This window comes from bacterium (genome assembly GCA_030655055.1).
Taxonomy (GTDB): Bacteria; Edwardsbacteria; AC1; order AC1; family EtOH8; genus UBA5202.
Genome location: JAURWH010000188.1, coordinates 1 through 25,011, shown reverse-complemented (window position 1 = coordinate 25,011; position 25,011 = coordinate 1). Strand labels below are relative to the sequence as shown.

General features: G+C 56.0%; 18 protein-coding genes. 14 read left to right on the top strand and 4 right to left on the bottom strand.

Annotated elements, in window-relative coordinates; translation table 11 throughout:
• Window positions 1-538: SUMF1/EgtB/PvdO family nonheme iron enzyme (locus Q7U71_08960; GenBank protein ID MDO9391887.1), on the top strand; the 538-nt coding region annotated here is incomplete at its 5' end.
• Between the two features lie 64 nt (window positions 539-602).
• Here the strand turns inward: Q7U71_08960 and Q7U71_08955 are convergent.
• Together Q7U71_08955 and Q7U71_08950 are read right to left on the bottom strand one after the other, a co-directional pair.
• Window positions 603-1,667, bottom strand: a complete 1,065-nt coding sequence (locus Q7U71_08955; protein MDO9391886.1) for a DUF4388 domain-containing protein — start codon at window positions 1,665-1,667, stop codon at window positions 603-605.
• On the bottom strand, window positions 1,657-3,645 hold the full coding sequence (locus tag Q7U71_08950) for a tetratricopeptide repeat protein (protein ID MDO9391885.1): 1,989 nt from the start codon (window positions 3,643-3,645) through the stop codon (window positions 1,657-1,659). Before Q7U71_08950 ends, Q7U71_08955 begins: the two co-directional genes overlap by 11 nt.
• 156 nt (window positions 3,646-3,801) lie before the next feature.
• On the opposite strand from Q7U71_08950, the gene Q7U71_08945 reads away from it, so the two are divergent.
• Both Q7U71_08945 and Q7U71_08940 read left to right on the top strand, forming a co-directional pair.
• Window positions 3,802-5,238: a tetratricopeptide repeat protein gene (locus Q7U71_08945; protein MDO9391884.1), complete on the top strand. Its 1,437-nt coding sequence runs from the start codon at window positions 3,802-3,804 to the stop codon at window positions 5,236-5,238.
• Complete coding sequence (locus Q7U71_08940; GenBank protein MDO9391883.1) at window positions 5,231-7,666, top strand: heavy metal translocating P-type ATPase; 2,436 nt, start codon at window positions 5,231-5,233, stop codon at window positions 7,664-7,666. The genes Q7U71_08945 and Q7U71_08940 overlap by 8 nt, the downstream gene beginning before the upstream one ends.
• A 178-nt stretch (window positions 7,667-7,844) precedes the next feature.
• On the opposite strand, the gene Q7U71_08935 is transcribed toward Q7U71_08940, so the two are convergent.
• Together Q7U71_08935 and Q7U71_08930 are read right to left on the bottom strand one after the other, a co-directional pair.
• The gene (locus tag Q7U71_08935; GenBank protein MDO9391882.1) at window positions 7,845-8,582 is read right to left on the bottom strand and encodes an HAD family hydrolase; all 738 of its coding nucleotides are present in this window, start codon (window positions 8,580-8,582) and stop codon (window positions 7,845-7,847) included.
• Between the two features lie 125 nt (window positions 8,583-8,707).
• A complete protein-coding gene (locus tag Q7U71_08930; protein MDO9391881.1) occupies window positions 8,708-10,579 on the bottom strand; it encodes a hypothetical protein in 1,872 nt (623 codons plus the stop codon).
• A gap of 190 nt (window positions 10,580-10,769) precedes the next feature.
• On the opposite strand from Q7U71_08930, the gene Q7U71_08925 reads away from it, so the two are divergent.
• The 11 genes from Q7U71_08925 to Q7U71_08875 all read left to right on the top strand — a co-directional run.
• Window positions 10,770-11,642: a hypothetical protein gene (locus Q7U71_08925; protein MDO9391880.1), complete on the top strand. Its 873-nt coding sequence runs from the start codon at window positions 10,770-10,772 to the stop codon at window positions 11,640-11,642.
• 77 nt (window positions 11,643-11,719) lie between these two features.
• Window positions 11,720-13,861 carry a UvrD-helicase domain-containing protein gene (locus tag Q7U71_08920; protein MDO9391879.1) on the top strand — a complete coding sequence of 714 codons (2,142 nt, stop codon included), beginning with the start codon at window positions 11,720-11,722 and terminating at the stop codon, window positions 13,859-13,861.
• A gap of 56 nt (window positions 13,862-13,917) precedes the next feature.
• Window positions 13,918-14,748: a tetratricopeptide repeat protein gene (locus tag Q7U71_08915; protein MDO9391878.1), complete on the top strand. Its 831-nt coding sequence runs from the start codon at window positions 13,918-13,920 to the stop codon at window positions 14,746-14,748.
• Window positions 14,741-16,012 (top strand): tetratricopeptide repeat protein, encoded by a 1,272-nt coding sequence (locus Q7U71_08910; GenBank protein MDO9391877.1) that lies wholly within the window; start codon window positions 14,741-14,743, stop codon window positions 16,010-16,012. The genes Q7U71_08915 and Q7U71_08910 overlap by 8 nt, the downstream gene beginning before the upstream one ends.
• Before the next feature lie 90 nt (window positions 16,013-16,102).
• Window positions 16,103-17,065: a radical SAM protein gene (locus Q7U71_08905; protein ID MDO9391876.1), complete on the top strand. Its 963-nt coding sequence runs from the start codon at window positions 16,103-16,105 to the stop codon at window positions 17,063-17,065.
• Window positions 17,062-18,702, top strand: coding sequence for an ATP-binding protein (locus Q7U71_08900; protein MDO9391875.1), 1,641 nt, complete (start codon window positions 17,062-17,064; stop codon window positions 18,700-18,702). Before Q7U71_08905 ends, Q7U71_08900 begins: the two co-directional genes overlap by 4 nt.
• A 162-nt stretch (window positions 18,703-18,864) precedes the next feature.
• A complete protein-coding gene (locus Q7U71_08895) occupies window positions 18,865-19,227 on the top strand; it encodes a response regulator (GenBank protein ID MDO9391874.1) in 363 nt (120 codons plus the stop codon).
• A gap of 11 nt (window positions 19,228-19,238) precedes the next feature.
• A complete protein-coding gene (locus Q7U71_08890) occupies window positions 19,239-20,288 on the top strand; it encodes a hypothetical protein (GenBank protein ID MDO9391873.1) in 1,050 nt (349 codons plus the stop codon).
• 32 nt (window positions 20,289-20,320) lie between these two features.
• Entirely contained in the window at window positions 20,321-21,172 is an 852-nt protein-coding gene (htpX, locus tag Q7U71_08885) for a zinc metalloprotease HtpX (GenBank protein ID MDO9391872.1), read from the top strand.
• Between the two features lie 69 nt (window positions 21,173-21,241).
• Window positions 21,242-24,118, top strand: coding sequence for a M28 family peptidase (locus Q7U71_08880; protein MDO9391871.1), 2,877 nt, complete (start codon window positions 21,242-21,244; stop codon window positions 24,116-24,118).
• Window positions 24,119-24,250: 132 nt separating this feature from the next.
• A partial coding sequence (locus tag Q7U71_08875) for a M28 family peptidase (GenBank protein ID MDO9391870.1) occupies window positions 24,251-25,011 on the top strand: 761 nt, incomplete at its 3' end.

Here is a 25,011-nt window from a genome sequence, read left to right as displayed (position 1 = left end):
GAATAGCATAACTGAACCCCCTTATTGGACAAGCGACCGATATAATAGTGGAATTGCATTTCCCAATCACCCGGTGGTGGGTATAAGCTGGTATGAGGCCTATGCATTTTGTAATTGGGTTGGCGGTCATTTGCCCACCGAAGCTCAATGGGAGAAAGCAGCCCGGAGTACAGATGGCCGTACTTACCCTTGGGGCAATACTTGGGATGCCAGCAAATGCAATAGTGCTTACAATATCGCTCCCGATACTTTTGCCTATAGCTCCCCGGTGGGCTTCTTTCCCGCTGGTGCCAGTTATTACGGTGTATACGATATGGCCGGGAATGTATGGGAATGGGTAAATGATTGGTATGGCAGCACATATTATAGCGACCCTGACGCAACAAGCAACCCTGCCGGGCCAACTACGGGCATTTGGCTCGTGTTTCGCGGCGGCAGCTTCTATTACGGCCCTGCAGACTGCCGCTCTGCTAACCGTCATGTCTCTTTTATCCCGGGCTACAGCGGTTTCAACTACGGCTTTCGTCCTGCCAAGTAATTTATATGCATATTAAATTGATAAAGCCGAGCATTTCTGCCCGGCTTTTTTATTTAGTCCTTTTTCAGTTCCGTTCTACTGCCTTCAACTCAAAGACCTGTCCGTCCCCGGAAACCCCGTACTGCAGCTGGTACAAATACCTCCGATTCTTCACCACCTGCCCCAGCTCTTCCGGGTAGCGCCCGTTGAGCATCTTGTATATCTCGATCTCCTGCCGGTACTTGCTGTGGGCTGATTTCAAAAGCACCTCGTCCACCAGGTTGGTCTTTGATTCCAGCAGCAGGCTGATCTTGTAACCCCCGAAGACCGCAGCGGTCAAAAAGATCAAAACTATTCCAATGGTGGCCATCATGGCGGTGGCCGGCCCCACATATTTCAACAGCGGGGACGGAGCCTTGGGCTTGGGCGCTGGCAGGGAAGCGGTCTCGATGACCTTGCGCTCGATCATTCCCAGCTCGAACAGATGGAACAAAGCGTTGAAGGTCCGGAAGCGCCCGAAGCCAGAGAGCTGGATCATCTCCGAGATGGTCCGCTGGCCGTCGATGAACTCCATCATCTGCTTGGCCTCGGGCAGGGCGTCGTAGGGCAGCATGCCGTCGGGCTTGATCAACAGCACTATGTCCTCCGACGGTATGGCCATCTTTATCCGGGGCCACTCGTCCTTGCGGCGCATGGCTTCCATCAAGAGCGTAGCCGGCGGGATGGTTACCTTGGTGCGGCTCTTGGCGTAAAGGTCGGCCTGGGCGTCGAACTTGTAGTGGGCGTCGCTCCAGGTGAAGATGTCGTCTATCACCTCCTGTATCTTGAAGGCGATCACCCCGAACAGCTCCTCCTCGGTCATGATCTGTTCCTTGAGCATCACCTCGTCGATGCCCAGGTTGGTGTCCTTCTGGATCTGGGTCAGCTTCTGAATGGTATCGGGGGCCAGTTTTTTGGAGCGGAACAGGTAGTCCTGCAGCTGGTCCTGCTTGCCCTGCCGGCCGTAGACCGCGGCGGTGATGTCGCCGTTGGCGAAGGCAATGGAGGCGGTGTCGGTGTGGTGGTCCAGCAGCAGCACTCCGGTCTTCTGGCTGGTGGAGATGAACTGGATGACATCGGCCAGGCCGAATTCTTTGACATTACCTTCCATGAGTACCATCCTTTACAGGCTGGGCCGGATGGGCCAGCAGATTGGCGTGTTTCAGGAAAACCACCCAGGTGAAAAGCCAGCTCAGGGTCAACAGGCTTAATATCAGCCAGCCCGGGCCGGTCTGAAAGAGGTAATACTGGAGGTCCCGGGGGAAAAGCAAAAGTTTCAAGCCGCAGAGTATGGCGTATATCCCTCCCCAGAGGAAGGCCAGCAGCAGGGCCAGGGCAGTCATCTTCTCAAGCAGCAGCACCGAACCGGGCGCCAGCAGGTTGGAGACGGCCCCGGTCCATATCTTGCGCCGGGTTTTTTGCAATTTCAGCTTGGCTGTCATTTTATCCTGCAGCTCCGGTGAAGTGGCGGCCGAGATCACCTGGTGGCATTCGGGGCAAAGCAGGTCCTGCTGGGCGGATGTCTTCTGGCATTGGGAGCAGACCGCCTTGCCGCAGACCGAACAGAGAACCGGCGCCGGGCCTTTGAAAAACACAATCACCACTATCAGCCCCAAACCCAGCAGTGCCAGTCCCAGCCATCCGGGCAGCCACAGGTTCAATCCCGTCAGACTGGCGGACTCGGCCGGGCTGAAGCCCTGCAACGGGTCCAACCCCAGCCAGACCCGGCCCCAGAAATAGGAGACCGGTATCAGCTCGTCCAACACCAGGCCGGCATCCTGGAAACCCGCTCTCGCTGATATTCCGGGCCGGTCCAAGGTCAGGGCGTATTCCCGTTCCTGATCGGCGGCCTTGAAATCAACCTGCTTGAAATATACCTGGGCCAGGTTGTAATGGGGCAGGGCCGCCGCCGGATCGGCCTGGATGGCCTGGCGGTAAAAGTCAGCGGCGGAATCTAGTTTTCCCCGGTAAAACAGCAAATTTCCCAGGTTGTTCAGGGCTTTGGAATTCTGTCCCCCGGCCGCCAGCAGGGTATCCAGGCATTGCCGGGCCTGGACAAAATTACCGCCCCTTTTTTCCATCAGGGCCAGACAGAACAACGGGGTCAGGTCATCAGCGCTTTGCTGCCGATATTCCGCCATCTGCGCCTTGAGGCCGGCATCCGGTCCGGACCGGTTGGCACGGGCCACTGCCTGAAGATGATCATCATTCAGATTGACTAATAGATGCCTTCCGGCGGTCAAGCCCAGGCCGGCGGCCGCCAAAAGGATCGCCGCCAAAAGCAGCAGGACCTTTTCCCTGCGGGAGGCATAGACCGAGGCTGCGATGGCCAGCAGGGCCGCCGGCAGGGCCAGGCTGATGAACCCCAGGATCAGAGTTAAAGAAACCAGCAGGGCGGCGGTGATCAGGCGGCGGCTGTATTTGGGCATGGCCTCCGGCAGCAGGTCGCTGAAAACATGGTGCAGGTAGGGCAGGTGTTTCACCGTCAAGAACAGCAGGAATATCAGGCCGGATACCAGCAGGAAGATCGATGACAGTATCAGGGTTTTGGAGGCAAAGTCCAGCTGGTGACGGAAATATCTCTGGGCGTAGTTGAAATCGTGCCAGGAATCCTTCAAGGCCTGGCTGAATCCGGTCCGGCTTTGCTGGATCAAGAAATCATTGTAGATCAATCCGGGGTATGCGGGATCGGCCTTTAGGGCCAGCTGGGAATAGCGGTAAGCCATGGTCCGGTTCCGTTCTCGCAAGGCCTGGCGGGAGAGGCTTTTAAGATAACCGGCCTGCAGGGGCAGACGAATGTCCAAAGCGGCGGCCTTGACCAGGGCTGAATCGGCCAGATCCAAAGCCTGTTCAACGGAATCGCCCCCGCTTGCCTCGGGGTGAACGCCCAAAGCCGCCTGGCTTTTCTGCCACAACAGGGGCCAGTCCAGCAGACGGTAAAAGGCCTGGCTGTCGGCCGAAACTTTGGCGGGCACCACCGTTTGGACAGGCGTCGCTTCACGGGGGTCTTCCTCCCCGTCCTGGGAAAAGCAGGGAACTGCGGACAGGATCAGGACGGCCAGGAACAACAGGATTCTTTTTTTCATCATAAACGGATTTGGATTGTGAGTTTTATAAACATATGTAAAATGATAGGTTAAAGCACGCCATAAGTCAAGAAAAAAATCCAAAATATTTCCCGGACCTTGTGAAAATGTTTTTTTGGTGCTATACTGGCTTGATGCCAGGCAACTGGAAAAATATCAATGAAGACTAACATCGGAAATCATATGGGAACCAAAAGGTTCACTCAAAAAATATTTTGGGTAGCCGGTAAAACTGCTCTTAAAGACTACAGCCCGCTGGACATTATTCTCCGCCAGGGTGAGATACTAGTGCTGACCGGGCAATGGGACAAGGCGGAGTCGCTGTATCTCCGGGGACTGGATGATTCCCAAAGGATGAATTCCGTTAGGGGCCAGGCCGAATGCTTTTTCCAACTGGGCGACGTTCAAAGATTAAAAGGAAATCACCGGGAATCTTTGGAGAATTTAAAAAATGCGGCCGAACTGTTCCAGCGCAATAACGATCCGGCCAGCCGGGCCATGGTCATCGGTTCCATGGGCGGGGTCTATGGAGAGCAGGGAGATTATCAGAAAGCCATGGAATGCCTGCTGGAAAGAAAATCCTGGGCTGAATCCACCAACAATAAGATGGAGTTGGAGACAAGCTGGGGCAACTTGGGGGTGATGTATGCCGAACAAAAGATGATGGACCAGGCCCTGGAATGCTATAAAAAGCAAAAGGCTTTGGCAGAGGAACTGGGTGATCTGCTGGCGGTCTCCTTTGCCACCGGCAATACCGGCAATGTCCATCTTTTCCGGGGCGATTACGACAAGGCCATAGACTGCTTCCAAAAACAAAGTGAAATGGCGGCCCGGATCGGCGACAAAAGGTCGCAATGCGTGGTAAATTGCAATCTGGGCCTGCTGCACAAGCGGCTGGGCCGCCTGGAGCAGTCGCTGGAGTGCCTTGAAAAATGCGTCAAGTCTTCGGCCGAGATAGGATTTACCAGAGCCCATTCCATAGCCACCGGGAACATGGGAACTGTATACCAGTATCTGGGAGACTGGGAACAGGCCCGGGCATATTTTGAAAAGTATAAAGCATTTACGGAAGAAATGAATGACCAGCCGGGGCTGGCCACGGTGCTGGCCAATACCAGCGATTTGGAGGAAACCCTGGGAAATACCGGTAAAGCCCTGGAGCACCTTCATTCCGCGGTGGATATTGCCCGGAAAAATAATCTTCATGACCTGCTGAACATCCTGCTCAACAACTTGGGCAAACGACTGCTGGAGAGGGGCTCATATAAGGAAGCCTCAGAGGCGATAGCAGAGGCAATGCTGACCGCCAGGAACCAAAACAATTCCGATCAACTGGCAATGGCCGGGATGCTGTCCCTGATCTTACGGATGGAACAGGGTGATGCAGGGGCCATGCAGGAATTGGAGGAATTTGCCGAAAGCGAAACCTCGGAATCACTCAAGCTGGAAGCCTGGGCCGGATTATTCAAATATTGCGGCAAAAACGAATACCTGCACAAAGCGGAGATCATCGCCGATAGATTGTACCATCAAACCAGGGACATCGATCTTAAGATCAGGGTGGAAAAGTTAAAGGAGCAAAGAACAAATGGATAAGATAGAGATCCCGGTCAGCGGGATGCACTGCGCTTCCTGTGTCAACAACGTGGAGCAATATCTCAAGAGGCTGAAGGGGGTGCAGTCGGCCGCGGTGAACCTGGCCACGGAAAAGGCCCTGATCGAATACGACCCCGGCCTGATCACGGTCCCGGAGATCGTGCAGGCCGTGAATGATTCCGGCTACCAGGTGCCGCTGCAGAAGCTCGAGCTTCCGGTGGCCGGGATGCATTGCTCCAGCTGCGTTTTGAACGTGGAGAAGGTGCTGAAGGCCAGCCCCGGTGTGGTCTCGGCCACGGTGAACCTGGCCACGGAGCGGGCCGGCATCTCTTATTTTCCGGGTCTGACCGATCCGGAGCGGATAAAGGGAGCGATAGTCAACGCGGGCTACGAGGTCCCCGAGCCCCAGGCCGTCCCGGAAGGTGTCCGGCCGCTTCAAGCCCAGTCGCTGGAAGGGCAGCGGGACAAATATTATCTGTCTCTCAAAAAAAGGTTTCTGTTTGCCTTGGCATTTTCCGTTCCTTTGTTCCTGGGCGGGATGCACATGTTCCTGCCCTTCCTGCCCGGCTGGCTGCACAGCCCCTGGCTGATGCTGGCCCTGGCCGCCCCGGTCCAGTTCTTCTCGGGCTGGCTGTTTTACAAGGGGCTGTGGGCCTCCATTAAAAGGCGCAATGCGGACATGGACACCCTGGTGGCGGTGGGCACTTCGGCCGCCTTCGGCTACAGCCTGCTGGCCACGGTGCTCCCGGGTTTCTTTGCCCAGGCCGGGCTGCAACAGGCCTATTATTACGACTCCTCGGCGGTGATCATCACTTTGATCCTGCTGGGCCGGATGCTGGAGGCCGGGGCCCGGGGCAGGACCTCCCAGGCCATCAAACGCCTGATAGGACTGCAGGCCAAAACAGCCCGGGTGATAAAAGACGGGCGGGAAATAGAACTGCCCATCGAGCAGGTAAAGACCGGGGACATCATCCCTGTCCGGCCGGGCGAGCGGGTGGCCGCCGACGGCGTGATCCTGGAGGGCTTTTCGTCCCTGGACGAATCCATGATCACCGGGGAAAGCATTCCGGTTGACAAGGCGGCCGGTGACAAGGTGACCGGAGGCACCATCAACAAGACCGGGGCCTTCCGGTTCCAGGCCCAAAAAGTGGGGCGGGAGACCGTGCTGGCCCAGATCATCAAGCTGGTGGAGGAGGCCCCGGGCAGCAAGGCCCCCATCCAGCGGCTGGCCGACAAGATCGCCTCGGTCTTCGTTCCCATCGTCATGGCCGTGGCCGCCCTGACCTTCATCCTGTGGCTGGTCTTCGGGCCATCCTTCAACCTGGCCCTGATCAACGCGGTGGCTGTCTTAGTCATAGCCTGCCCCTGCGCCCTGGGCCTGGCCACTCCCACCGCCATCATGGTGGGAACCGGGCGGGGGGCGGAACTGGGCATCCTGATCCGGCGGGGGGAGATCCTGGAAAAGGCCGGGAGCCTGGACACCATCGTCTTTGACAAGACCGGGACCCTGACCACCGGAAGGATCACGGTCACCAACGTGGCGGTGTCGCCGGATCTGGACGAGGAGCAGTTGCTGGCCCTGGCCGCCTCGGCCGAAAGTTCCTCCGAACACCCCATCGGCCAGGCGGTGGCAGATTATGCCCGGATGAAGAAAATTGACCTGCTTAAGACTTCCGGCTTCAAGGCCCTGCCCGGAGCGGGTCTGAGCTGTCAGGTGAACGGCAGAGCGGTTATGATAGGCAACAGGCTTCTGATGGATCAGACCGGGGTGGATTTTCCCACCTTGGAAAAGCTGGCCGCCCGGCTGCAGCAGGAGGGAAAGACAGTCATCTATATGACCGTCGATGGAGCCCCGGCCGGTATCATCGCGGTGGCCGATACCCTGAGAGATAACGCCCCTCAGGCCGTTACCAGCCTGCGGGCCCTGGGGCTGAAGACCGCCATGATCACCGGGGACCACAAGGAAGTGGCCTCGGCCATCGCCGGGCAGCTGGGGATGGACAAAACCATCTCCGAGGTCCTGCCCCGGGACAAGGCGGAGGAGATCAGGAAACTGCAGGCCGGAAGCTCGGTGGTGGCCATGGTGGGAGACGGAATCAACGACGCCCCGGCTTTGGCCCAGGCCGACATCGGGATCGCCATGGGCCGGGGGACCGATGTGGCCATAGAATCGGCCGATGTGATCCTGATGGGGGACGACCTGAACCTGATCCTCAAGACCATCCGGCTGTCCCGGTCCACCCTGAAGGTCATCAAGCAAAACCTCTTCTGGGCCTTCTTCTACAATGTCATCGGAATACCGGTGGCGGCCGGACTGCTCTATCCTTTCTTCGGCATCCTGTTGAACCCGATGTTCGCCGCTCTGGCCATGGCCTTCTCCTCGGTCAGCGTGGTCAGCAACAGTCTTAGGCTGAAGCGCTGGAAGTAAAATTATAGTTACCAAAGAATTTGATCAATTACAGGATCATAGAATACGCCCATAATACTATTATAAGGAAACCAGGAATACAGGAATCTATAAAGGCTTTTCCAGTCTATGACTCATGGTTTCATGGGTTCCTAATAAAAATGCTCACATCTATTATAACAAACAAAGAACCCGGCCTTTAATGGCCGGGTTCTTGTTTTAAATGTCGTGGAAGACCTGCTACACTCGTTATTCTTTTTATGTTGAGCGGAGCCTTTTGCCCCGGTTGTTCGATCCAGACAACCCGCATTCCAGCTTTTAACGCCCCCTGAACATCGTTTTTCAGGTCGTCCCCCACGTGCAGAGCCCGCCTGGGAGGGCAGTTTAGGGCTTTTAAGGCCAGCCGGAAGATCTTAGCGTCCGGCTTGCGGACTATTGTCTCGTCCGAGAACAGGGTCAAGTCAAAATATTTCAGCAGACGGTATCTGGTCAGCAGTTTTCTCAAGGCAAAGCCCGGGGTGCGGCCGGTGTTGCAGATCAAGCCGATCTTATATCCCTCTTTTTTCAATTCCCGCAAAACCTGATCGGCCCCTTTTATCATCCGGGGCGGGTACAGCAGAACAGCCTTAGCGTAATGCTCTCCGATCTCCCTTATAATCGCGGACCGCAGAGCCTTGACCAGTCCCGGCCAGGCCAGGTTAAGGAAAAGATTTACCTGATCATCGAAAGAAATGTCCCGGGCCCGCTCCCATTTTATCCGGCAGCTTTCCCAAACCGCCTGATGGGCCAGTTCCAGCTCTTTCCGGGACACGTCAAAGCCGGCCCGGCCCAGGATGTGATGCGCCCGTTCCACCCGGTAAACCGCGCGCTTTTTGTCCAGGGCCTTGGAGTCGGCTATCAGGGTCTCCCAAAGATCAAAGGTTATCGCTTGGTACACAGAAAAAAGTACAGAGTTATTTGAAGATGTTTATCTCCCACGAAAAACACGAAAAACCAAAGGGATAAATATATTTTAGTTTCGTCTTTAGTGTTTTTAGTGGGGAAGGTCTCGGGGAAAGTTCCTCAGGCCGAAAGCTCGTCCAGTTTGGCGGACAGGGCCGCCTGCTCCTTTTCGCTCAGGGGCAGGTCATGGCAGGTAAGAGAGAAAAGCAGCAGGGTGATCCGGGAAAGGTCGCTGCGGCAGACCGAAAGCACCTGGTAGCCGCCGGCCAGGGCCATTATTCTGACCAACTGATCCGAGCCCGAAGGCAGGGCCACCGCCAGGGCGGTATACTGGTCCTGGTCCGAGGTCATTTGAAGGTTCTGCAGGCGGTAGCTGATTTTCTTTGGACCGGGATCCTGTTTTTCCATCTGCCGCCAGAGTTTTAGCTGGGAGAAGACCGCGCTGTCAGGGATCTCCGGGTTCAGCAGGCATTTGTCGCCCAGGTTGTAGAAAAGGGACTTGATCTCCGGCACCGGCAGGTTCTCCTTTTGGGCCAGCTCCACCACCGCCGCCAGCCGCATCTGGCGCAGGGCCCGGCTGGTGCGGTCAAATATCCTGAGCCGGGGGCCGAAGACCGGGATGTCCCTGACCGCCTGTTCGATCCTGGTGTAGACCTCTTCCTCATTGAACAATCCTCCGGCGGGGAACAGGGTCTTGCGGTCTATCCAGATGTCGATGATGGAGATCTCCTGGATCACCTCTACTCCGTTCTGGCTGTGGCTCAAATGGCTGGGCTTGTCGGGCATGGCCGCCGAAAGCCCGGGCACGGCGGATAGGGCGGCCACCAGGTTCAAACCCTGTCCGGCATCGGCCCCAGAGGCCACCGCGATCAGCTTGAAGTTGTCCGGGGCGTGGGGGTGGATGTAGCCCTGGGGGATCTTCAGCTCCCGCTCCTCGTCCAGCATGGGGGGGACGATCTTGCGCCGGATCAGCTCCACTCCGGGAGTGGGGCCCAAAGCTTCCCGGGAAGTGGGCGGCGATTTGATCCTGGCCTCCAGGCTTTTGGCGGCCTGGGAACCCAGGGGCTTGTCGTCCTGGCCGGTGATCTCCAGGTGATAGACCGACAGCTTGTCGGTGGTAAAATAGGCGTAGTCGTCATAGCGGCGGTATCCCGGCAATTCCTGGTCTATCAGCCGCAGCAGCAGTTCGTAGGTCAGCCAGTTCTCCCTGGTGATGATGGTCAGGGCGGTCAGGTCCTTGTAGCCAAAGGGGATCGGCCCGATGTCGACCTCGGTGGAGGAAAGCCCCTGGCGGACCCGGCTTTTCAGCCGGAAGTTGACCAGCACCTGGTGGGCGATGGCGTCCAGCGGCCGCTGGTTGATGTATGATTCCTGGCGGGCCACGAAGAACTTTATGGCCTCGCCGTTGTCGCCCATGATCTCCTTAAGGTCCTGTTCGTTGACCTGTTTCTTCAGGGCGTCGGTGACGGCGGTGAAGGCGTAGAGCCGCCGCGATTCCTGGCGCTGCAGGGTCTTCTTGGCCTCGTCGTCGGCCGCGATCCGGGCCAGCCGTTCCTGGACCTTGCCCCGGGCCCGGTCCAAAGCCTGCTTGGTCAGGTTGGGGCTGACCTCCACCTCCATCAGGATCACCCCCAGCTTCTGGCGCTCCCGGCGAAGGATGAAGCCGTGGGTGTAGGCGATGTTCAGCCCGGCCTCGTGTACCGTCCCCAGGCAGGCGTCGGCCAGGCCGGCCCAGTCCGGGGCCAGCACCCCGAACAGCAGGGAGGGCAGGGCTTCGGGCTTGTCCTCGTTCTGGACCTTTTCGGTGATGACGTGGGCGGTGCCGGGGGCCTGTTCTTCATCGTTCAGCAGCCGGACCAGCATGGCCCGCTCCTGGGCGGTCAGCCTTTCGGCATAGGCGGTGCCCAGGCGGATCTGGCGGTTGTACTCCGCGATCTGGCGGGGCTTAAGCCCGGAGTCCAAGAGATAGGGGGATAGTAAGGAAAGCTTCATAACTTCTAATCATACCAATTTATTGGCCAAAGTCAAGAGAAAAAGAAAGGCCTAGGCGGTCACGGCGGGACGGAGGGCGGGACCGGAAACCCGCCAACCTCTTTTTGCTTTTTACCGGTTGACAGAACATATTTTAAGATGTTATCATACAAGATTAAAGGAAATGCCCAAAAAACATTGGGGAGGGAACATGAAAAAGATCACTTCATTCATAGCCGTGGTGTTGGCGATCGCAGGCCTGCCTGCGGGCCGTAGCCCTTCGGCGGGCGCAGGCCTGGCCGCCGCCGCCGAGGTAACCATTGACGGCAGCCGGCTGAAGGCCTCATCCCGCAATGCCAAGGCTGCGGGCCAGTCCGCCCGGTTGACAGGCTCCTTCACTTACGGCGCCGCCGAATATTCGGTGCCGCTGCCCCCGTCAGCCGACCGGGTGAAGATGGAACTGACGTTTGACAACCAGAGCGGCAAGTGGCTGAAGATGTACGTCTACAACTACGGCACGGTCTACGACGACCCAAGCTACCGCAACCAGAAACTGGGCCCCAACTGGCGGCTGTGGCAGGCCACCAACGGCACCGGCAGCTGGACCACCAAGAACCCCGAATATCTTTACACCACCTCCTCCGACGGCAGGCTGGACTATCTGGGCCCGGACAACCAGCTGAGGATCCTGTTCTACGCCGATGGCGGCGTGCCGTACCTGGGCGACGGACGTTTTTTGATCAGGCAGATCAAGATCATCTATTCCTCCAGCGAGGCCGTGGCCGCCCAGGTCATCACCTCGGCCGACGCCTGGATAGAGGGGGATTATCTCCTGGTCCGGGGTACGGGCAAGGGCAAGACCAAGATCGACCTGCCGGGTTACGAAAGCATGACCAAGTCCCAGGCCCTGCGGGCGGCCCGGGTGACGGCCTACAGGAACCTGGGGATAGCCCTGGGCAGGATATCGCCTAAAGGAGGGACGGCCAATATCCCGGGGGCCAGGGTCAGGTCCACCAGGATATTTGAGGATTACAGCGCGGAGATAATACTGGAAGTGCCGCTGGCCAGCCTGCAAACGAAGTGACTTTTGCCCACTAAAGGACACGAAATTACCGGACCCTTACTTAAAATATTGCAATCAGAATCTGTTTTTTTTACTTCATGGATCTGCTTAACAATCTCAATCCTCCCCAGCGTGAGGCCGTCACCTATCTGGACGGCCCGGTGCTGATCCTGGCCGGGGCCGGCTCGGGCAAGACCCGGGTGCTTACCCACCGCCTGGCCTACATCACCGGAACCGGAGCCTGCGCCCCCTGGAACATCCTGGCGGTCACCTTCACCAACAAGGCGGCGTCGGAGATGAAACAGCGGGTGGCCGCTCTTTTAAAGCGCCCGGCCCAGGGCCTGTGGATCGGGACCTTCCATTCCGTCTGCGGCCGGATCCTGCGCCAGGACGGCTTTAGGCTGGGCTACGGCCGGGATTTCACCATTTACGACGAGTCTGACAAGCTGTCGCTGATCAAAAGGATCATGGCCGACCTGGCCATCCCCGAGCGCCGGGTCGCTCCCCGGGCCGTGATCTCCCGGATCTCCGGAGCCAAGGACCAGATGATAGGGCCGGAGGAATACCAGAAGACGGCCTACGACTTCTTTGAAAAGGAGGTGGCCCGGGTCTATCCCGTATACCAGCAGGCTTTGCTGAGGAACCAGGCCATGGACTTCGACGACCTGCTGGTCAATGCGGTGAGGCTGTTCCAGGAGAACCCCGGCACCCTGGAGGAATACACCGAAAAATTCAAGCACATCCTGGTGGACGAATACCAGGACACCAACCACACCCAGTACCTGCTGGTCAAGCTTCTTTCCGTCAAGAACCGGCGGCTGTGCGTGGTGGGCGACGACGACCAGTCCATCTACGGCTTCCGGGGGGCCGACATCCGCAACATCCTGGAGTTCGAGAAGGATTTCCCCGAGGCCAAGGTGATCCGACTGGAACAGAACTACCGCTCCACCAAGACCATCCTTGAATGCGCCAACCAGGTGGTCAAGAACAACCTGGGCCGCAAGGGCAAGAACCTGTGGACCGAGAACGCTTCCGGGGACAAGGCCTCCCTGTGGCAGGCCTGGGACGAGCGGGACGAGGCCGACAAGATCTGCCTGAACATCAAATCGAACATGGCGCAATCATCGCTCAAGGACATGGTGGTGCTGTACCGCACCAACGCCCAGAGCCGGGCCCTGGAGGACGCCTGCCGCCGTTATTCCCTGCCTTACCTGATAGTGGGCGGGGTGAAATTCTACGAGCGCAAGGAGGTCAAGGACCTGATGGCCTATCTTAAGGTGGCGGCCAACCCCGCCGATGGCGTCAATTTAAAACGGATAGTCAACGAGCCGCCCCGGGGCATAGGCGACACCAGCTTGATGCGGATCGAGGCCTGGGCCGCCGAAAGCAAGACCTCCCTTTACCGGGCCTTGGAACAGGCCGATCAGGTGCCGGGCCTGGGGCCTTCGGTCAAGGCCGCCGCCAAAGCTTTCCACGGGTTCATGGAAGAACTTAAAGCTCTGGCCGCTGCCAAGACCGCCGAGGAGGTCATCAAGGAACTGGTGGAAAGAACCTCGTACCTTAAGCACCTGCAGGGGCAGTACCCCGACTCCGACGAGGCCGACAGCCGGGCCGAGAACGTGGGCGAGCTGGAGGCCGCGGCCAACGACTTTTGCGAGCGGTCGGAGGACAAGTCCCTGCCGGCCTTTTTGGCCGAAGTGTCGCTGGTGGCCGACATCGACCGCTGGGACCCCCAGTCACAGGCGGTCACCCTGATGACCATGCACAACGCCAAGGGGCTGGAGTTTGACCACGTCTACATCGCCGGGCTGGAGGACGGCCTGCTGCCGCACTCGGCCTCGGTCGAATCCCGCCAGGAGCTGGAGGAGGAGCGGCGCCTCTTTTACGTGGCCATCACCCGGGCCAAAAAGAGCCTGCACCTCTGCCTGGCCTCATCCCGGCGCCGCTTCGGCGGGCTGATGCCGGCCGTGCCCTCGCGCTTTCTGGCCGAGCTTCCCCGCGACCTGCTGGAGATCCAGGGCCGGGCCGGAAAGACCGAGATCACCCGGGCCCCGGCCGAGGACATGGACCAGGACCTGCCGGAGACCGAGACCATCAAGGGCAAGGCCGTCCGGCATTCGGTCTGGGGCCGGGGCAAGGTGGTGGAGGTGGAGGGCGAGGGCGAGGAGATGAAGCTGTCCATAGTCTTTTCCGGGGGCTTGAGGAAAAAAGTCCTGGCCAGCTTTGTGGTCAGGGATTAGATACTGTTTTGCAATTTATGGCACAAGGTTATTTCAATAAGCGGAAGACCCATTGGATGTCCTCCCCCGGAGGCCGGTTCTTTCCCTTTCAGCTGCGGGCTGCCAAGTCTGATGTATTGCACCGCATCGGCCGATGGAACGAACTGATCGCCATGCTGGAACAGGATCTGGTCCGGGCCCGGGAACTGGAAACCCCGGTTTACCAGGGCCGATGCCTGCTGAAGCTGGGCATCATAGAGGCCCAACGGGGAAAGTTCGCCGAGGCCGAGGCCAAGACCGCCATGGCTTTGGGGATCTATCAAACGGCCGGTGATGGTCCCGGGATTTACCAGTGCAGGTCCACCCTGCTTAAGATCGCCAGCAACCTTAAGGAATATGAAAAGGCAGAAAACATGGCCCTGGAGCTGATGTCGGAAGCCAGGCTCAAACAAGACCGTTCCAGCGAGAGTGAAATGCTGAACAACCTGGGTTTGGTCTGCCTGAAGATGGGGCGGGACAAGGAGGCTTTGGAATATCTCAACCGAAAGCTGGAGCTTTCCAAAGAACTGGGGGATGAGGGCGGCCGGGCCAGCGCCCTGGGAAACATCGGGGGAGTTTATTTTGCCAGAGGGCAATACGACAAGGCCGCGGCCTGCGACCGGGAATCGATAGAGATCAGCCGGCGGACCGGCGACGTCTACGCAGAATACTTTGCCCTTTATAACCTGGCTAAGGCCTGTGAACAGATGGGAAAGATGGACGAAGCAATGACATACTACCGGAGCGACCTGGAGATGGCCCGACAGTTGGGGGACAAGCCGGGGGAACAGGATATCCTTGAAGACATTAAGCGTCTTACAACGGCTGAGGTTGTGGAGAAAACGGTACAAGCGAAGCAAAATGAATAAATGGCCGCATAAACATCAGAAATTGTGGATAACCAAGCAAGGCGGCGACAGTCATTATCCCTGGTTGGTAATAAAAAGAAAGGCCGACATACTGGAGACCCTGGGCCAGTGGGATAACGCCGAAAACTTGTACTGTCGCAACCTGGAAATGTCCGAACGCTTCGGAGACAGGATCCATCTGGCCCTCAGCCAGAATGATCAGGGCTGGATGCTGACCAATAAGGGCAAGCCGGATCAGGCCCGGATCATGCTAGAAGAAGCCTATAAAACTTTCAAAGAAGCGGAACACTCTTATGGGTTGGCTCGCTGCTGCAATTTCTTGGGCACCCTGCACTACCGTCAGGGCCAGTATCAAAAGGCAATAGAGTACTACAATACTGACCTGGAGCTTTCGGTAACCAGCAACGATCAGGAAGCCGTCTGTGCCTTATATGGAAATCTGGGGATCGTGTATTATGAGCTGGGCGAACTGGATAAGGCGCTTGCCCACTACCGGAAGCAGATTGAACTGTCAAAAAAGGTTGGGAATACGGCCAACATCTGCAACGGCATGGGGAACATGGCCAGCATCTACATGGATCAGGGCGATTATCAGAAGGCATTAGAGTGTTCCAACATACAACTGACCATGGCCACGCAGATGGGGGAACTGAACAGCATCGCCGTAGCCAGCAATAACATCGGCGATTGCTGCCTGAAACAGGGGCATTTTTTGGAAGCCAAAGAGAACTTTGAGAAACAGCTGGTCATCTCTAAAAAGCTGGGAGATAAATTTTTGGAGAGCGTGGCCTACGGCGATTTGGGGCAGGTATTTCAGGCCCTGGGACGGAACAAGGAGGCCCTGGAGCATTATTCCCTGGCCATTGACATCCAAAGCAAATTGGGGATTAAATATTACCTGTGCTACTATCTCCTTTTCCGGGCCGGGTTGCATTATGACCTGAAGCAATTCAGCCGGGCCCGGGAGGATGCCGCCTCGGGCAAGGCCGTGGCCGCAGAGATCGGGCGGGAGGAAATGGTGTTCAAGGCCAGGCTGCTGGATGCCTTGCTTACGGCGGAGGAAAACCAATCCGAAGCCGAGGCCGCCTTGACCGGACTGTTGGCAGAAAACCAGGATGGCAAAAGGCGGTTTGAGATTCTCCACCATCTTCACCGGATCACGGCCAAGCCGGCATACAAAGAACAGGCCCGGGAGTTGATCAAGGCCTCAGATACTGCAATCTGGCCGTACAGCCTGCGCCGGCTGGCGGGAGAATTGGAATGATCTCTGCCAACGAAAACTTTTTAGAATTATGGGCATTCCCCGGAGCCATTTTAACTTGACAATATTTGTTTTTACGGGTATATTAATTTAATGGTTCATCAGCCCTCATACATAGAATTATTCCAGGACGGACGGCTGGAAGCAAGATGCCGGGAGGCCGAAAAGCTCCTGTCTTCCTGCTGCCTGTGCCCCCGGCAGTGCGGGGTGGACCGGGCCCGGAACCAGAAGGGATTCTGCCGCAGCGGCCGTCTTCCCATTGTTTCCAGCTATAACGCCCATATGGGCGAAGAGCCCCCCATCTCTGGCAGCAAAGGCTCGGGCACCATCTTCTTTGCCAACTGCAACATGGCCTGCGTCTACTGCCAGAACTGGCCGATCAGCCAGCTGGGACAGGGCCAGGAAGTGCCCCTGGAACGCCTGGCCGGAATGATGCTGGAATTACAGGAAAGAGGCTGCCACAACATCAACTTCGTCACCCCCTCCCACATGACGGCCCAGATCCTCCTGGCGCTGCGGCTGGCGGCGGAGCAGGGCTTTAACCTGCCGCTGGTCTACAACTCCAGCGGGTACGATTCCCAAATATCCCTGAAACTTTTGGACGGCGTGGTGGACATTTACCTGCCCGACATCCGTTACTGCGATCCCGAGGCGTCCGAAAAATACTCCCAGGCTCCGGACTACCCGGAGGTCTGCCGCCAGGCCCTCAAGGAAATGTGGCGCCAGGCCGGGGAGCTTGAAACAGACCGGGAGGAAATAGCCCAAAGGGGGATGATCGTCAGGCACCTGGTCCTGCCAAACAAGCTTTCCCAGACCAGGGAAGCCCTGGCTTTTTTGGCCGGTGAAATATCACCGGCGGTGCACCTTTCCCTGATGGCCCAGTATTTTCCCGCCCATCAGACCAAAGCCATCCCGGAACTGGACCGCCGCCTGACCGGCGAGGAATACCGCCAGGCCCTGGAATGGCTGGAGGAGCTGGGAATGGAGAACGGCTGGCATCAGGAGCTGGACGACAGCGGGGGCGGGCCGGCCGACCGGATAGTGAGGGAGCCATGACCAAAAAATGCTGGGAGGAGGTCCTGTGCACCCGGGAGGACTGCCCGGTCAAGCAGAACCAGGAAGATTATTGCTGGCTTTCCCAAGCCCGGGTTTGCATAGACGGTCAGAACCGGGACATCCGGGAGCGCCTGCACCAGTGCTGCCGCGACTGCCCCCATTTTCAGAAAACTTTGGAGCGCAGTACCGGGCGGCGGCTGACCGACCAGGTGATGGCCGAGACGGTCCTGAAACTGCTGGAGGAGATGGGCGGGGTCCATGCCGAACTGACGGCCAGCAACCGGCAGCTGGGCCAGAAGATGCGGGAGCTGGCCATCCTGAACGAAGCGACCAAGGCCCTGCAGACCACCCTGGACCTGGACCAGGTGCTGCACATCATTTTGACCGGGGTCACCTCCGCCCAGACCCTGAGCCTGAACCGGGCCTTTCTGCTGCTGGTGGACGGCGACCGGAGATCATTGACCGGGAAGATGGCGGTGGGGCCGGGCGGGCCGGAGGAAGCCTTCAACATCTGGAACGAACTGCAGAAGTCGCCCCGCTCCTTCCGGGAAATGGCCCTGACCCCCTACCGCCAGGTGCAGGGAAATGTCCTGGTCAATCAGCTGGTGAATAAAATGTCGGTTTCCCTGAGCGACCGGAATAACATCCTGGTGCAGGTGCTGGAATCAAAGAAACCACTGCTGGTAAGCGATGCCTCTTCTTTTCCCGGGGCCCTGGAACTGGCCGGCCTGCTTAAGGTCAACTCCTTCATCGCGGCCCCGCTGGTGGCCGAGCAGGAAGCCTTGGGGATCATTTTGGCCGACAATGCCGTCACCAAAATGCCGATCCGCCCCGATGATGTCACCCTGCTGGAGATCTTTGCCGGACAGGTCTCGGCCTTCATCCGGAACGCCGGGCTGTACCAGAGCTTAAAGGACAAGGTCAGGGAACTGCAGCAGAGCCAGGAAAAACTCCTGAAGGCCGAACGGATGGCGGCGGTGGGCGAGATGGCGGCGGTGCTGGCCCACGAGATCCGGACCCCCATGGTCTCCATCGGGGGGTTCGTCAATTCCATGATCAGGGAAAAACCCGACGATCCCCAGTTCGGCCAGCAGCTTAAGATCATCAGCTCCGAGATCGACCGGCTGGAGGGGGTGCTGACCGACACCCTGGAACTGTCGCGGTTCAAGGAGCCGGAGCTGGTCAGCGAAAGCATCAACGATGTGGTCAAACGCTGCCTTGGCGTGCTGAGAACAGAGTTCGACCGCCAGAGCATAAAGGTGGAGATGTCGATGGAAGAAGGGCTGGAACCGGTCTGGATAGACCGCCGCCAGTTCCCGCAGGTGCTGATGAACATTCTCAAGAACGCCCTGCACGCAATGCCTCTGGGCGGGCAATTGTCGGTCAGAACATTTCTGGATGCCCAAAAAGAGATGGTCATATCGATATCAGATACCGGTTCGGGCATATCACGCCAGGCGCTGGAGCATGTCTTTGAGCCCAAGTTCACCACCAAACGGGGGGGCTTAGGCATAGGTTTGGCGGTTAGCAAGAAAATAGTGGAGGGCCACCGGGGCAGCATTGCGGTCAGTTCCGCCGAAGGCCGGGGGACATCGTTTGTGATCCGCCTGCCCTCGGGCAATCAAACGGCAGTATAATGTTTAGGGGGAATATGTAAAATTATACTTGCCACAAAGTCACCAAGCATGTCCTGAGCCGCGTCGAAGGGGACACAAAAGTATGGCAAATTGAAGTAGATTATTAGAGTCTTAGTGTCTTAGTGGCTAAATCTAATCCCAATAAAACGGAAGGATCGGCATATGGGTAAATTGCTGGTAGTGGACGACGACCAGAACCTGAGGCTGCTGTATCAAAAGGAACTGGAGGCCATGGGTCACCAGATCACCACCGCCGCCTCGGCCGAAGAGGCCAGGCAGTGCTTTGAAAAGGAAAAGCCGGAGCTGGTGGTGCTGGACCTGAAGCTGACGGCCGAGGAGGGCGGCCTGGAGGCCCTGCGCTGGATGCGGGATTTTGATCCCAGGATCCCCATCGTCATCAACACCGCCTATCCGGCCTACAAGGCGGATTTCTCCTCCTGGCTGGCCGATGCCTACATAGTCAAATCGGGGAATCTGGAGGAGCTGAAGGCAACGATAAGCAAACTATTAAATAAAAACCAATAAAGGATGGTGAAATGAAAAAGATTATGTTTCCGGCGTTGGTGGTTTTGGTCATTTTCCTGGCCGGCTCGGCCGGTTATTCCCAGGATACATCATCAGTAGTTCCGGCTGTTCCGGTTATAAAAAAGAAAAATTTGACTCATCAATGGGAGTATTCGGTCAATTTCAGTGGTAAAAAAGTATCGGGGTACACGGAATTTCATATAAAATTTCCGGACTATGGTCTAGATGGACATAGTCTTTTAGCATTTCCCATAGATGGTATCAGTAGTTGTGTGAACTTTTCGTGTAAAAAAGTGATATCTAATAGCAAAGGCAGGGAATATGGATTTGATATTTCATTGGAGAAGGTATTAACCAATCCCAAGGAAGCAATGGCTGATTCCGATTGGGTGACCTTTCCCGGAGATGAAGATCCAGCCAATAGATGGGTTAATGGCGCTACCAAATCTGATGCCGAGTTAATTGGCTTTGGGATAAATTTCCGTGCCAAATATAGTTTCCCCATGAATAAAATTGTATCCTGTGTTTTGGGGGTTGGATATCGTTATCAAAGTTATTACTATGATATTAGAGGATTGTCTGGCTGGTATGAAGATCCTTACTATTATTATATAGTGTTGCCAGAATACTACGAAGGTCTCAATGTCCTTGACTATAATGTGAAGTACCATCTGCCTTATGTGGGGTTGGATATTAATTTAAAAAATCAAGAAGGTATTGACCTCATAATTGGAGGTAATTATTATTATGCCTTGGCCAATGATTTTGACGATCACCTTTTAAGATACAAGAATTCTGAAAGCCATTGTAATGGTTCCGGTTATACGCTTTCCGGGGCCACACGAATAAAAGTCATTACATTTAAAAGCGGCCAAACTCTGTTTTTATGTGGAGGTTATAGTATTACCAGAATTAAAACCACGGGGACCCAAGTGCAAAAATATTATGGCGATGATCCAGATACGCCTAATGAGGAAATAATTACCACAAGCGATAGCATTGATAACACAATATCATTAAAACAAAATACTATAACTGCCCAGATAGAATATCAGTTTTAAATCAATATTAAATTTATGGAGAGACAACAAAATTGAACCTTTTCAAGACAATCATCCTGATGTCCGGGCTTACTGTTCTACTGGTTCTGCTGGGCGGATATTATGGTGGGCAGCAGGGCGCGATCATGGCCCTGCTTTTTGCCGGGGGGCTGAACTTTGTGGCCTACTGGTTCTCGGACAAGATCGCGCTGATGAGCTACAAGGCCCAGCCGGTGACCGAGGCCGAGGCCCCTGAACTGTATAACATGGTGCGGACCCTGGCCACCCGGGCCTCACTGCCCATGCCCAAGGTTTACATCATCCCATCGGCCTCGCCCAATGCCTTTGCCACCGGGCGCAACCCCCAGCATGCGGCGGTAGCGGTTACCCAGGGCATCATGCAGCTTTTGAACCGCCAGGAGCTGGAAGGGGTGATAGCCCACGAGCTGGCCCACGTCCAGCACCGGGACATCCTGATAGCCACGGTGGTGGCCACCATCGCCGGGGCCATCACCATGATAGCCCGGATGGCGGGCTACGCCGCCATGTTCGGGGGCTACGGCGGCGACCGGGACCGCGACCGGGGCGGCGGGGGCCTGGGAATGATCCTGATGATGATCCTGGCGCCCATAGCCGCGCTGCTGATCAAGATGTGGATCTCCCGCACCCGGGAATACTCGGCCGACTCCGGAGGAGCCCTGATCGCCGGCTCCCCCCAGGGGCTGGCCAGCGCCCTGGAAAAGCTTCAGGCCGGGGTGCAGATCGCGCCGATGAATGCCAATCCTGCCTCATCCCACCTGTTCATCGTCAACCCGCTTTCGGGCAAAAGCCTGATGAGCCTGTTCTCCACCCATCCCCCGATCGAAGAACGGGTGGCAAAATTGAGGGCCATGGGCAGGGGGTAGACTTGGGACAAAAGTGAGTGTATAATAATGGCAGAAACAAATATTCAAAATAATGCTACAAGGAAAACCATGAGGATCAGAAATCTGTTCATCTCCGCCTTGGTCCTGCTGGCGGTGGGAGCCGGGACCGTCCTGGCAGTGCCGGTAGAGCTCTATTTGGTAAAGTTTGCGCCGGGTACCGATGTTTACCGGCTGGCCGGATCCCAGAGCTGGCCCCTATATCATATCTCCGGCCAACAGGCCCTGATGGGAAAGTGGTTATCCATTTCGGGCAATAAAGCGGTTTTGGGATCCAACCTGGTTTACCAGGGTCCTTCGGAAAACCTGCGCTGGGTGCATCTTAAAAGAAACAGCCAACTGCCGGCCATCAAGGCCGTATATTCGGGAAAAGACATACTGCTGGCGGAGGCTGGCAATGTGGCCGCCGCCGGAGTTAAAAACGGGCGGGACCTTATGATCAAAGCTTTTAATCCCCGGTCGATTGTGATGGCTCCCCCGGCAGTTCTAAGAACCGCAAGTCTAACCAGGGACACAACAGTGGCGACGCTGGTTCATCTGGTTGACACAGCAGAGGTCCGCACCCGGATAGAAGCGATGCAGTCTTTTGACACCAGGTTCCTGGACGCCGCCAACCATGACTCGGTGGTGGGATGGATAAGAAATCAGTTCCTGAATATGGGCATTGCCGACGTCAGAACCGATACCTTTGACATCGGTTACGGCATGAAACAACACAACATCATTGCTACGATTCCCGGACTTTTGGACACTACCGTCGTTTACATTGTGGGCGGGCATTACGATTCCTACAGTCCCGATGAATATAATCAGGCTCCCGGCGCTGACGATAACGCTTCGGGAACGGTGGCGGCACTGGAGATGGCCCGGGTGCTTTCTCTGCCCGGAAACCAGCCTAATAACACAATCAGGTTCATTGCTTTTGACGCGGAAGAATACGGTTTGTTCGGCAGCGCAGAATATGCTCAAGCAGCCCTGAATGCAGGGATGGACATAGGGTGCATGCTCAATTACGACATGATAGGCTACAAGGGGAACGACAGCACTTTTGTCTCAAAACTAAACCCCGGGTCTGAAAGTTATGCCTATATGCTGGGCCAAATGGCCGGGTGGTATGGCCGGCTGGCCGACACCAACCTGGTTCCTGAATATAACAGCGTGTATTTAAGCGGAAGCGACAGCTACGAATTCTCAATCCGAGGCTTTCCGGTGACCTACAGTGAGGAATTGGACTTCAGCACGGTCTATCATCAGACCAACGACAGCACCACCTACATGAGCATGCGCTATGCTACCAGCATCATCAAAGCCGGGATGGGGCTTTTGGGCACACTGGCCAATTACCCCCAAAAGGTTGGTGGTCTGGAAGTCACCGACGTGGGGAACGGAACGCAGCTATATGTTCAGTTGTTGCCCAACAAGGCCAGCAACATAACAGGCTATAAAGTTTATTGGAGTAATAATAGTGGCAACAAAACCTATAATCTACCGATTTTCACTAACAATAAGACAACTGGACCTTCAGTTACGATCGGTGGCTTAATGGCTGATAGCCTGTATTATATTGGTGTTACTGCGATAGATAACGATGGCAAAGAAAGCCCGATGATAACCGAAGCCACCGGCACACCCAGATCGGCGCCCCTGGCCCCTTCCGGTCTGGTGGCCGTACCAGTGGATTCGGGGATAACGCTGACCTGGGATAAGAACCTAGAGTTGGACCTGGCGGGTTATAATGTATTTCGTAGGATAGATAGCGGCACATTCGATAGCCTGACCTTCACCAGCGACACCTTTCTGCTGGAAAAACCCCTTTCCGGAGCCAGCCGGTATTACTACAAGATCAGGGCCCGGGACACCGATGCCAATGCCGGACTTTTATCCGACTCGGCCTACTGCCGTCCCATCACCCTTGATCAGGGGATATTGGTGGTCGATGAGACACAGAACTGGACCACCACCAGTTTCCCTCGTGACGTCCAGCAGGATAGCTTTTACAACTACCTGACCACCGGTTATAAGTCAGAGGGGTACGACTTCGGGGCTGTGGCCCAAAAGCCGATATTGGGAGACATGGGGCCATATTCTACCGTGCTATGGCACAGCGACGATCCTTCCTCTTTCCTGGCGGCCAATGACAGCAGCGCCATCAGGGAGTATCTGATGCACGGCGGAAAACTGTGGTTCACCGGTTGGAAGCCTTCCGCGGACATCCGGAACAGCGCGACTTATCCGGCTAATTTTGCCGCCGGCAACCTGTTTTATGATTATTTTGGGATAAGTCGTGTTGAACTTTCGGGAAGCACAGACTCCCTGATCGGAGTGCAGGGCTTGTCGGGATATCCTTCCATAGCGCTGGATCCGGCAAAATATCCCAACACGCTATATAACGGTACCATGAAAAATATCGAAGCCTGTACGCCGCTGGCCGGGGCCGACACAATTTATGTGATGGACATGAGGAACAACGCCAGCCCCTACGAAGGAAGAGCCTGCGCGGTGCGGGACTCGGGCAAGACGGTGTTCTTTGGCTTCCCGCTGTATTATATGGACAAGAACCAAGCCAGGCTGGCGGCACAGAAGGTAATGGCGGAGTTCGGGGAAGTTCCGCTGGGGGTGGCAGGGAAGCCGGAGAACTTTGAGCGGATAACGGATCGTAGGCTTCTTCAGAATTCGCCCAACCCGTTCAGCCAGCAGACAAACATCAGTTACCAGCTGCCAAAGGCAGACAAGGTCAAACTTAACATTTATAACATAGCCGGGCAGCTGGTGAAGACATTGGTCAACGGGGAACAGCAGTCCGGGAGTTATACGGTCAAATGGGACAGAAAGGACAACCAGAATAGACAGGTGAGTGCCGGGGTGTACATATATCATCTGAGTACGGACGGCAAGACCCAAAGCCGGAAGATGATAGTGCTGAAGTAAACAGTGAATGAGCTAAGAGGCCGCCTTTAAGGCGGCCTCTTTTTGTATAAAATTAGATTGACAAACAATATTAATAGTTATATATTTAACGCAACTAAAAAATATCTAAAAAAGCTACAAGGGGAATAGATAATGAAAAATACATTGTTTTTCACGGGGATCATTGTTTTCCTTCTATCAAGCTTTGGCGAAGGGCGGGATCAGTTCCCAGGACTGTCCCTCCCGGTCGATCCAGTCATCCAGTCCATGGTGGATTCGGTCAGCGCCGATTCCCTGGAAGCCTATGTACGGAGGTTGGAAGGATTCTACACCCGACGGGTATTGACAGATAGCCACAAATTGGCCGGGCAATGGATAGCGCAAAAATATTCTGATTGGAATTATCCGGTAGAGTATGACAGCGTTTGGGTAGATAGCACTTATTATAATTATACTCTGAGCAAATGGTATGAAATTGGTCTGCGTGGTTTTGCCCAAAACATCATAGCACCGGTAAAAGGGACAGTTGATTCCCAGTCAATATACATATATGGTGGGCATTATGATTCATATGGTGAGAGTATCGATCCGACTTTTGGTTCGCTCTATCTTCCAGCCCCGGGGGCGGAAGACAACGCCAGCGGGACCGCCTGTGTGATGGAATGTGCCAGGCTCTTTAAAGATAAAACTTGGGAAAGCAGCCTCAAGTTTATTGGGTTTGGGAGTGAGGAATTAGGGTATTCGTCCGCCCATCATTATGCCATGCAGGCATATCTGAAAGGCTGGGATATAAAGGGAATGGTGGGATTTGATTTAGTCGGCAGTGATGCATCTTTTTTAAACCAAGTAGTCAATAGCGCCTGGGGGAACGTCAGTGATGAACTGATAGAGGTTTATTCAACAGTGGCAAGTGT

Bases quoted from the DNA above. Each gene is read 5' to 3' on its own strand.
- Q7U71_08920 (MDO9391879.1), top strand. From the start codon at position 11,720: ATGGATCTGCTTAACAATCTCAATCCTCCCCAGCGTGAGGCCGTCACC.
- Q7U71_08945 (MDO9391884.1), top strand. From the start codon at position 3,802: ATGAAGACTAACATCGGAAATCATATGGGAACCAAAAGGTTCACTCAA.
- Q7U71_08910 (MDO9391877.1), top strand. From the start codon at position 14,741: ATGAATAAATGGCCGCATAAACATCAGAAATTGTGGATAACCAAGCAA.
- Q7U71_08905 (MDO9391876.1), top strand. From the start codon at position 16,103: ATGGTTCATCAGCCCTCATACATAGAATTATTCCAGGACGGACGGCTG.
- Q7U71_08915 (MDO9391878.1), top strand. From the start codon at position 13,918: ATGTCCTCCCCCGGAGGCCGGTTCTTTCCCTTTCAGCTGCGGGCTGCC.
- Q7U71_08930 (MDO9391881.1), bottom strand. From the start codon at position 10,579: ATGAAGCTTTCCTTACTATCCCCCTATCTCTTGGACTCCGGGCTTAAG.
- Q7U71_08940 (MDO9391883.1), top strand. From the start codon at position 5,231: ATGGATAAGATAGAGATCCCGGTCAGCGGGATGCACTGCGCTTCCTGT.
- Q7U71_08955 (MDO9391886.1), bottom strand. From the start codon at position 1,667: ATGGAAGGTAATGTCAAAGAATTCGGCCTGGCCGATGTCATCCAGTTC.
- Q7U71_08890 (MDO9391873.1), top strand. From the start codon at position 19,239: ATGAAAAAGATTATGTTTCCGGCGTTGGTGGTTTTGGTCATTTTCCTG.
- Q7U71_08925 (MDO9391880.1), top strand. From the start codon at position 10,770: ATGAAAAAGATCACTTCATTCATAGCCGTGGTGTTGGCGATCGCAGGC.
- Q7U71_08900 (MDO9391875.1), top strand. From the start codon at position 17,062: ATGACCAAAAAATGCTGGGAGGAGGTCCTGTGCACCCGGGAGGACTGC.
- Q7U71_08880 (MDO9391871.1), top strand. From the start codon at position 21,242: ATGAGGATCAGAAATCTGTTCATCTCCGCCTTGGTCCTGCTGGCGGTG.
- Q7U71_08895 (MDO9391874.1), top strand. From the start codon at position 18,865: ATGGGTAAATTGCTGGTAGTGGACGACGACCAGAACCTGAGGCTGCTG.
- Q7U71_08950 (MDO9391885.1), bottom strand. From the start codon at position 3,645: ATGATGAAAAAAAGAATCCTGTTGTTCCTGGCCGTCCTGATCCTGTCC.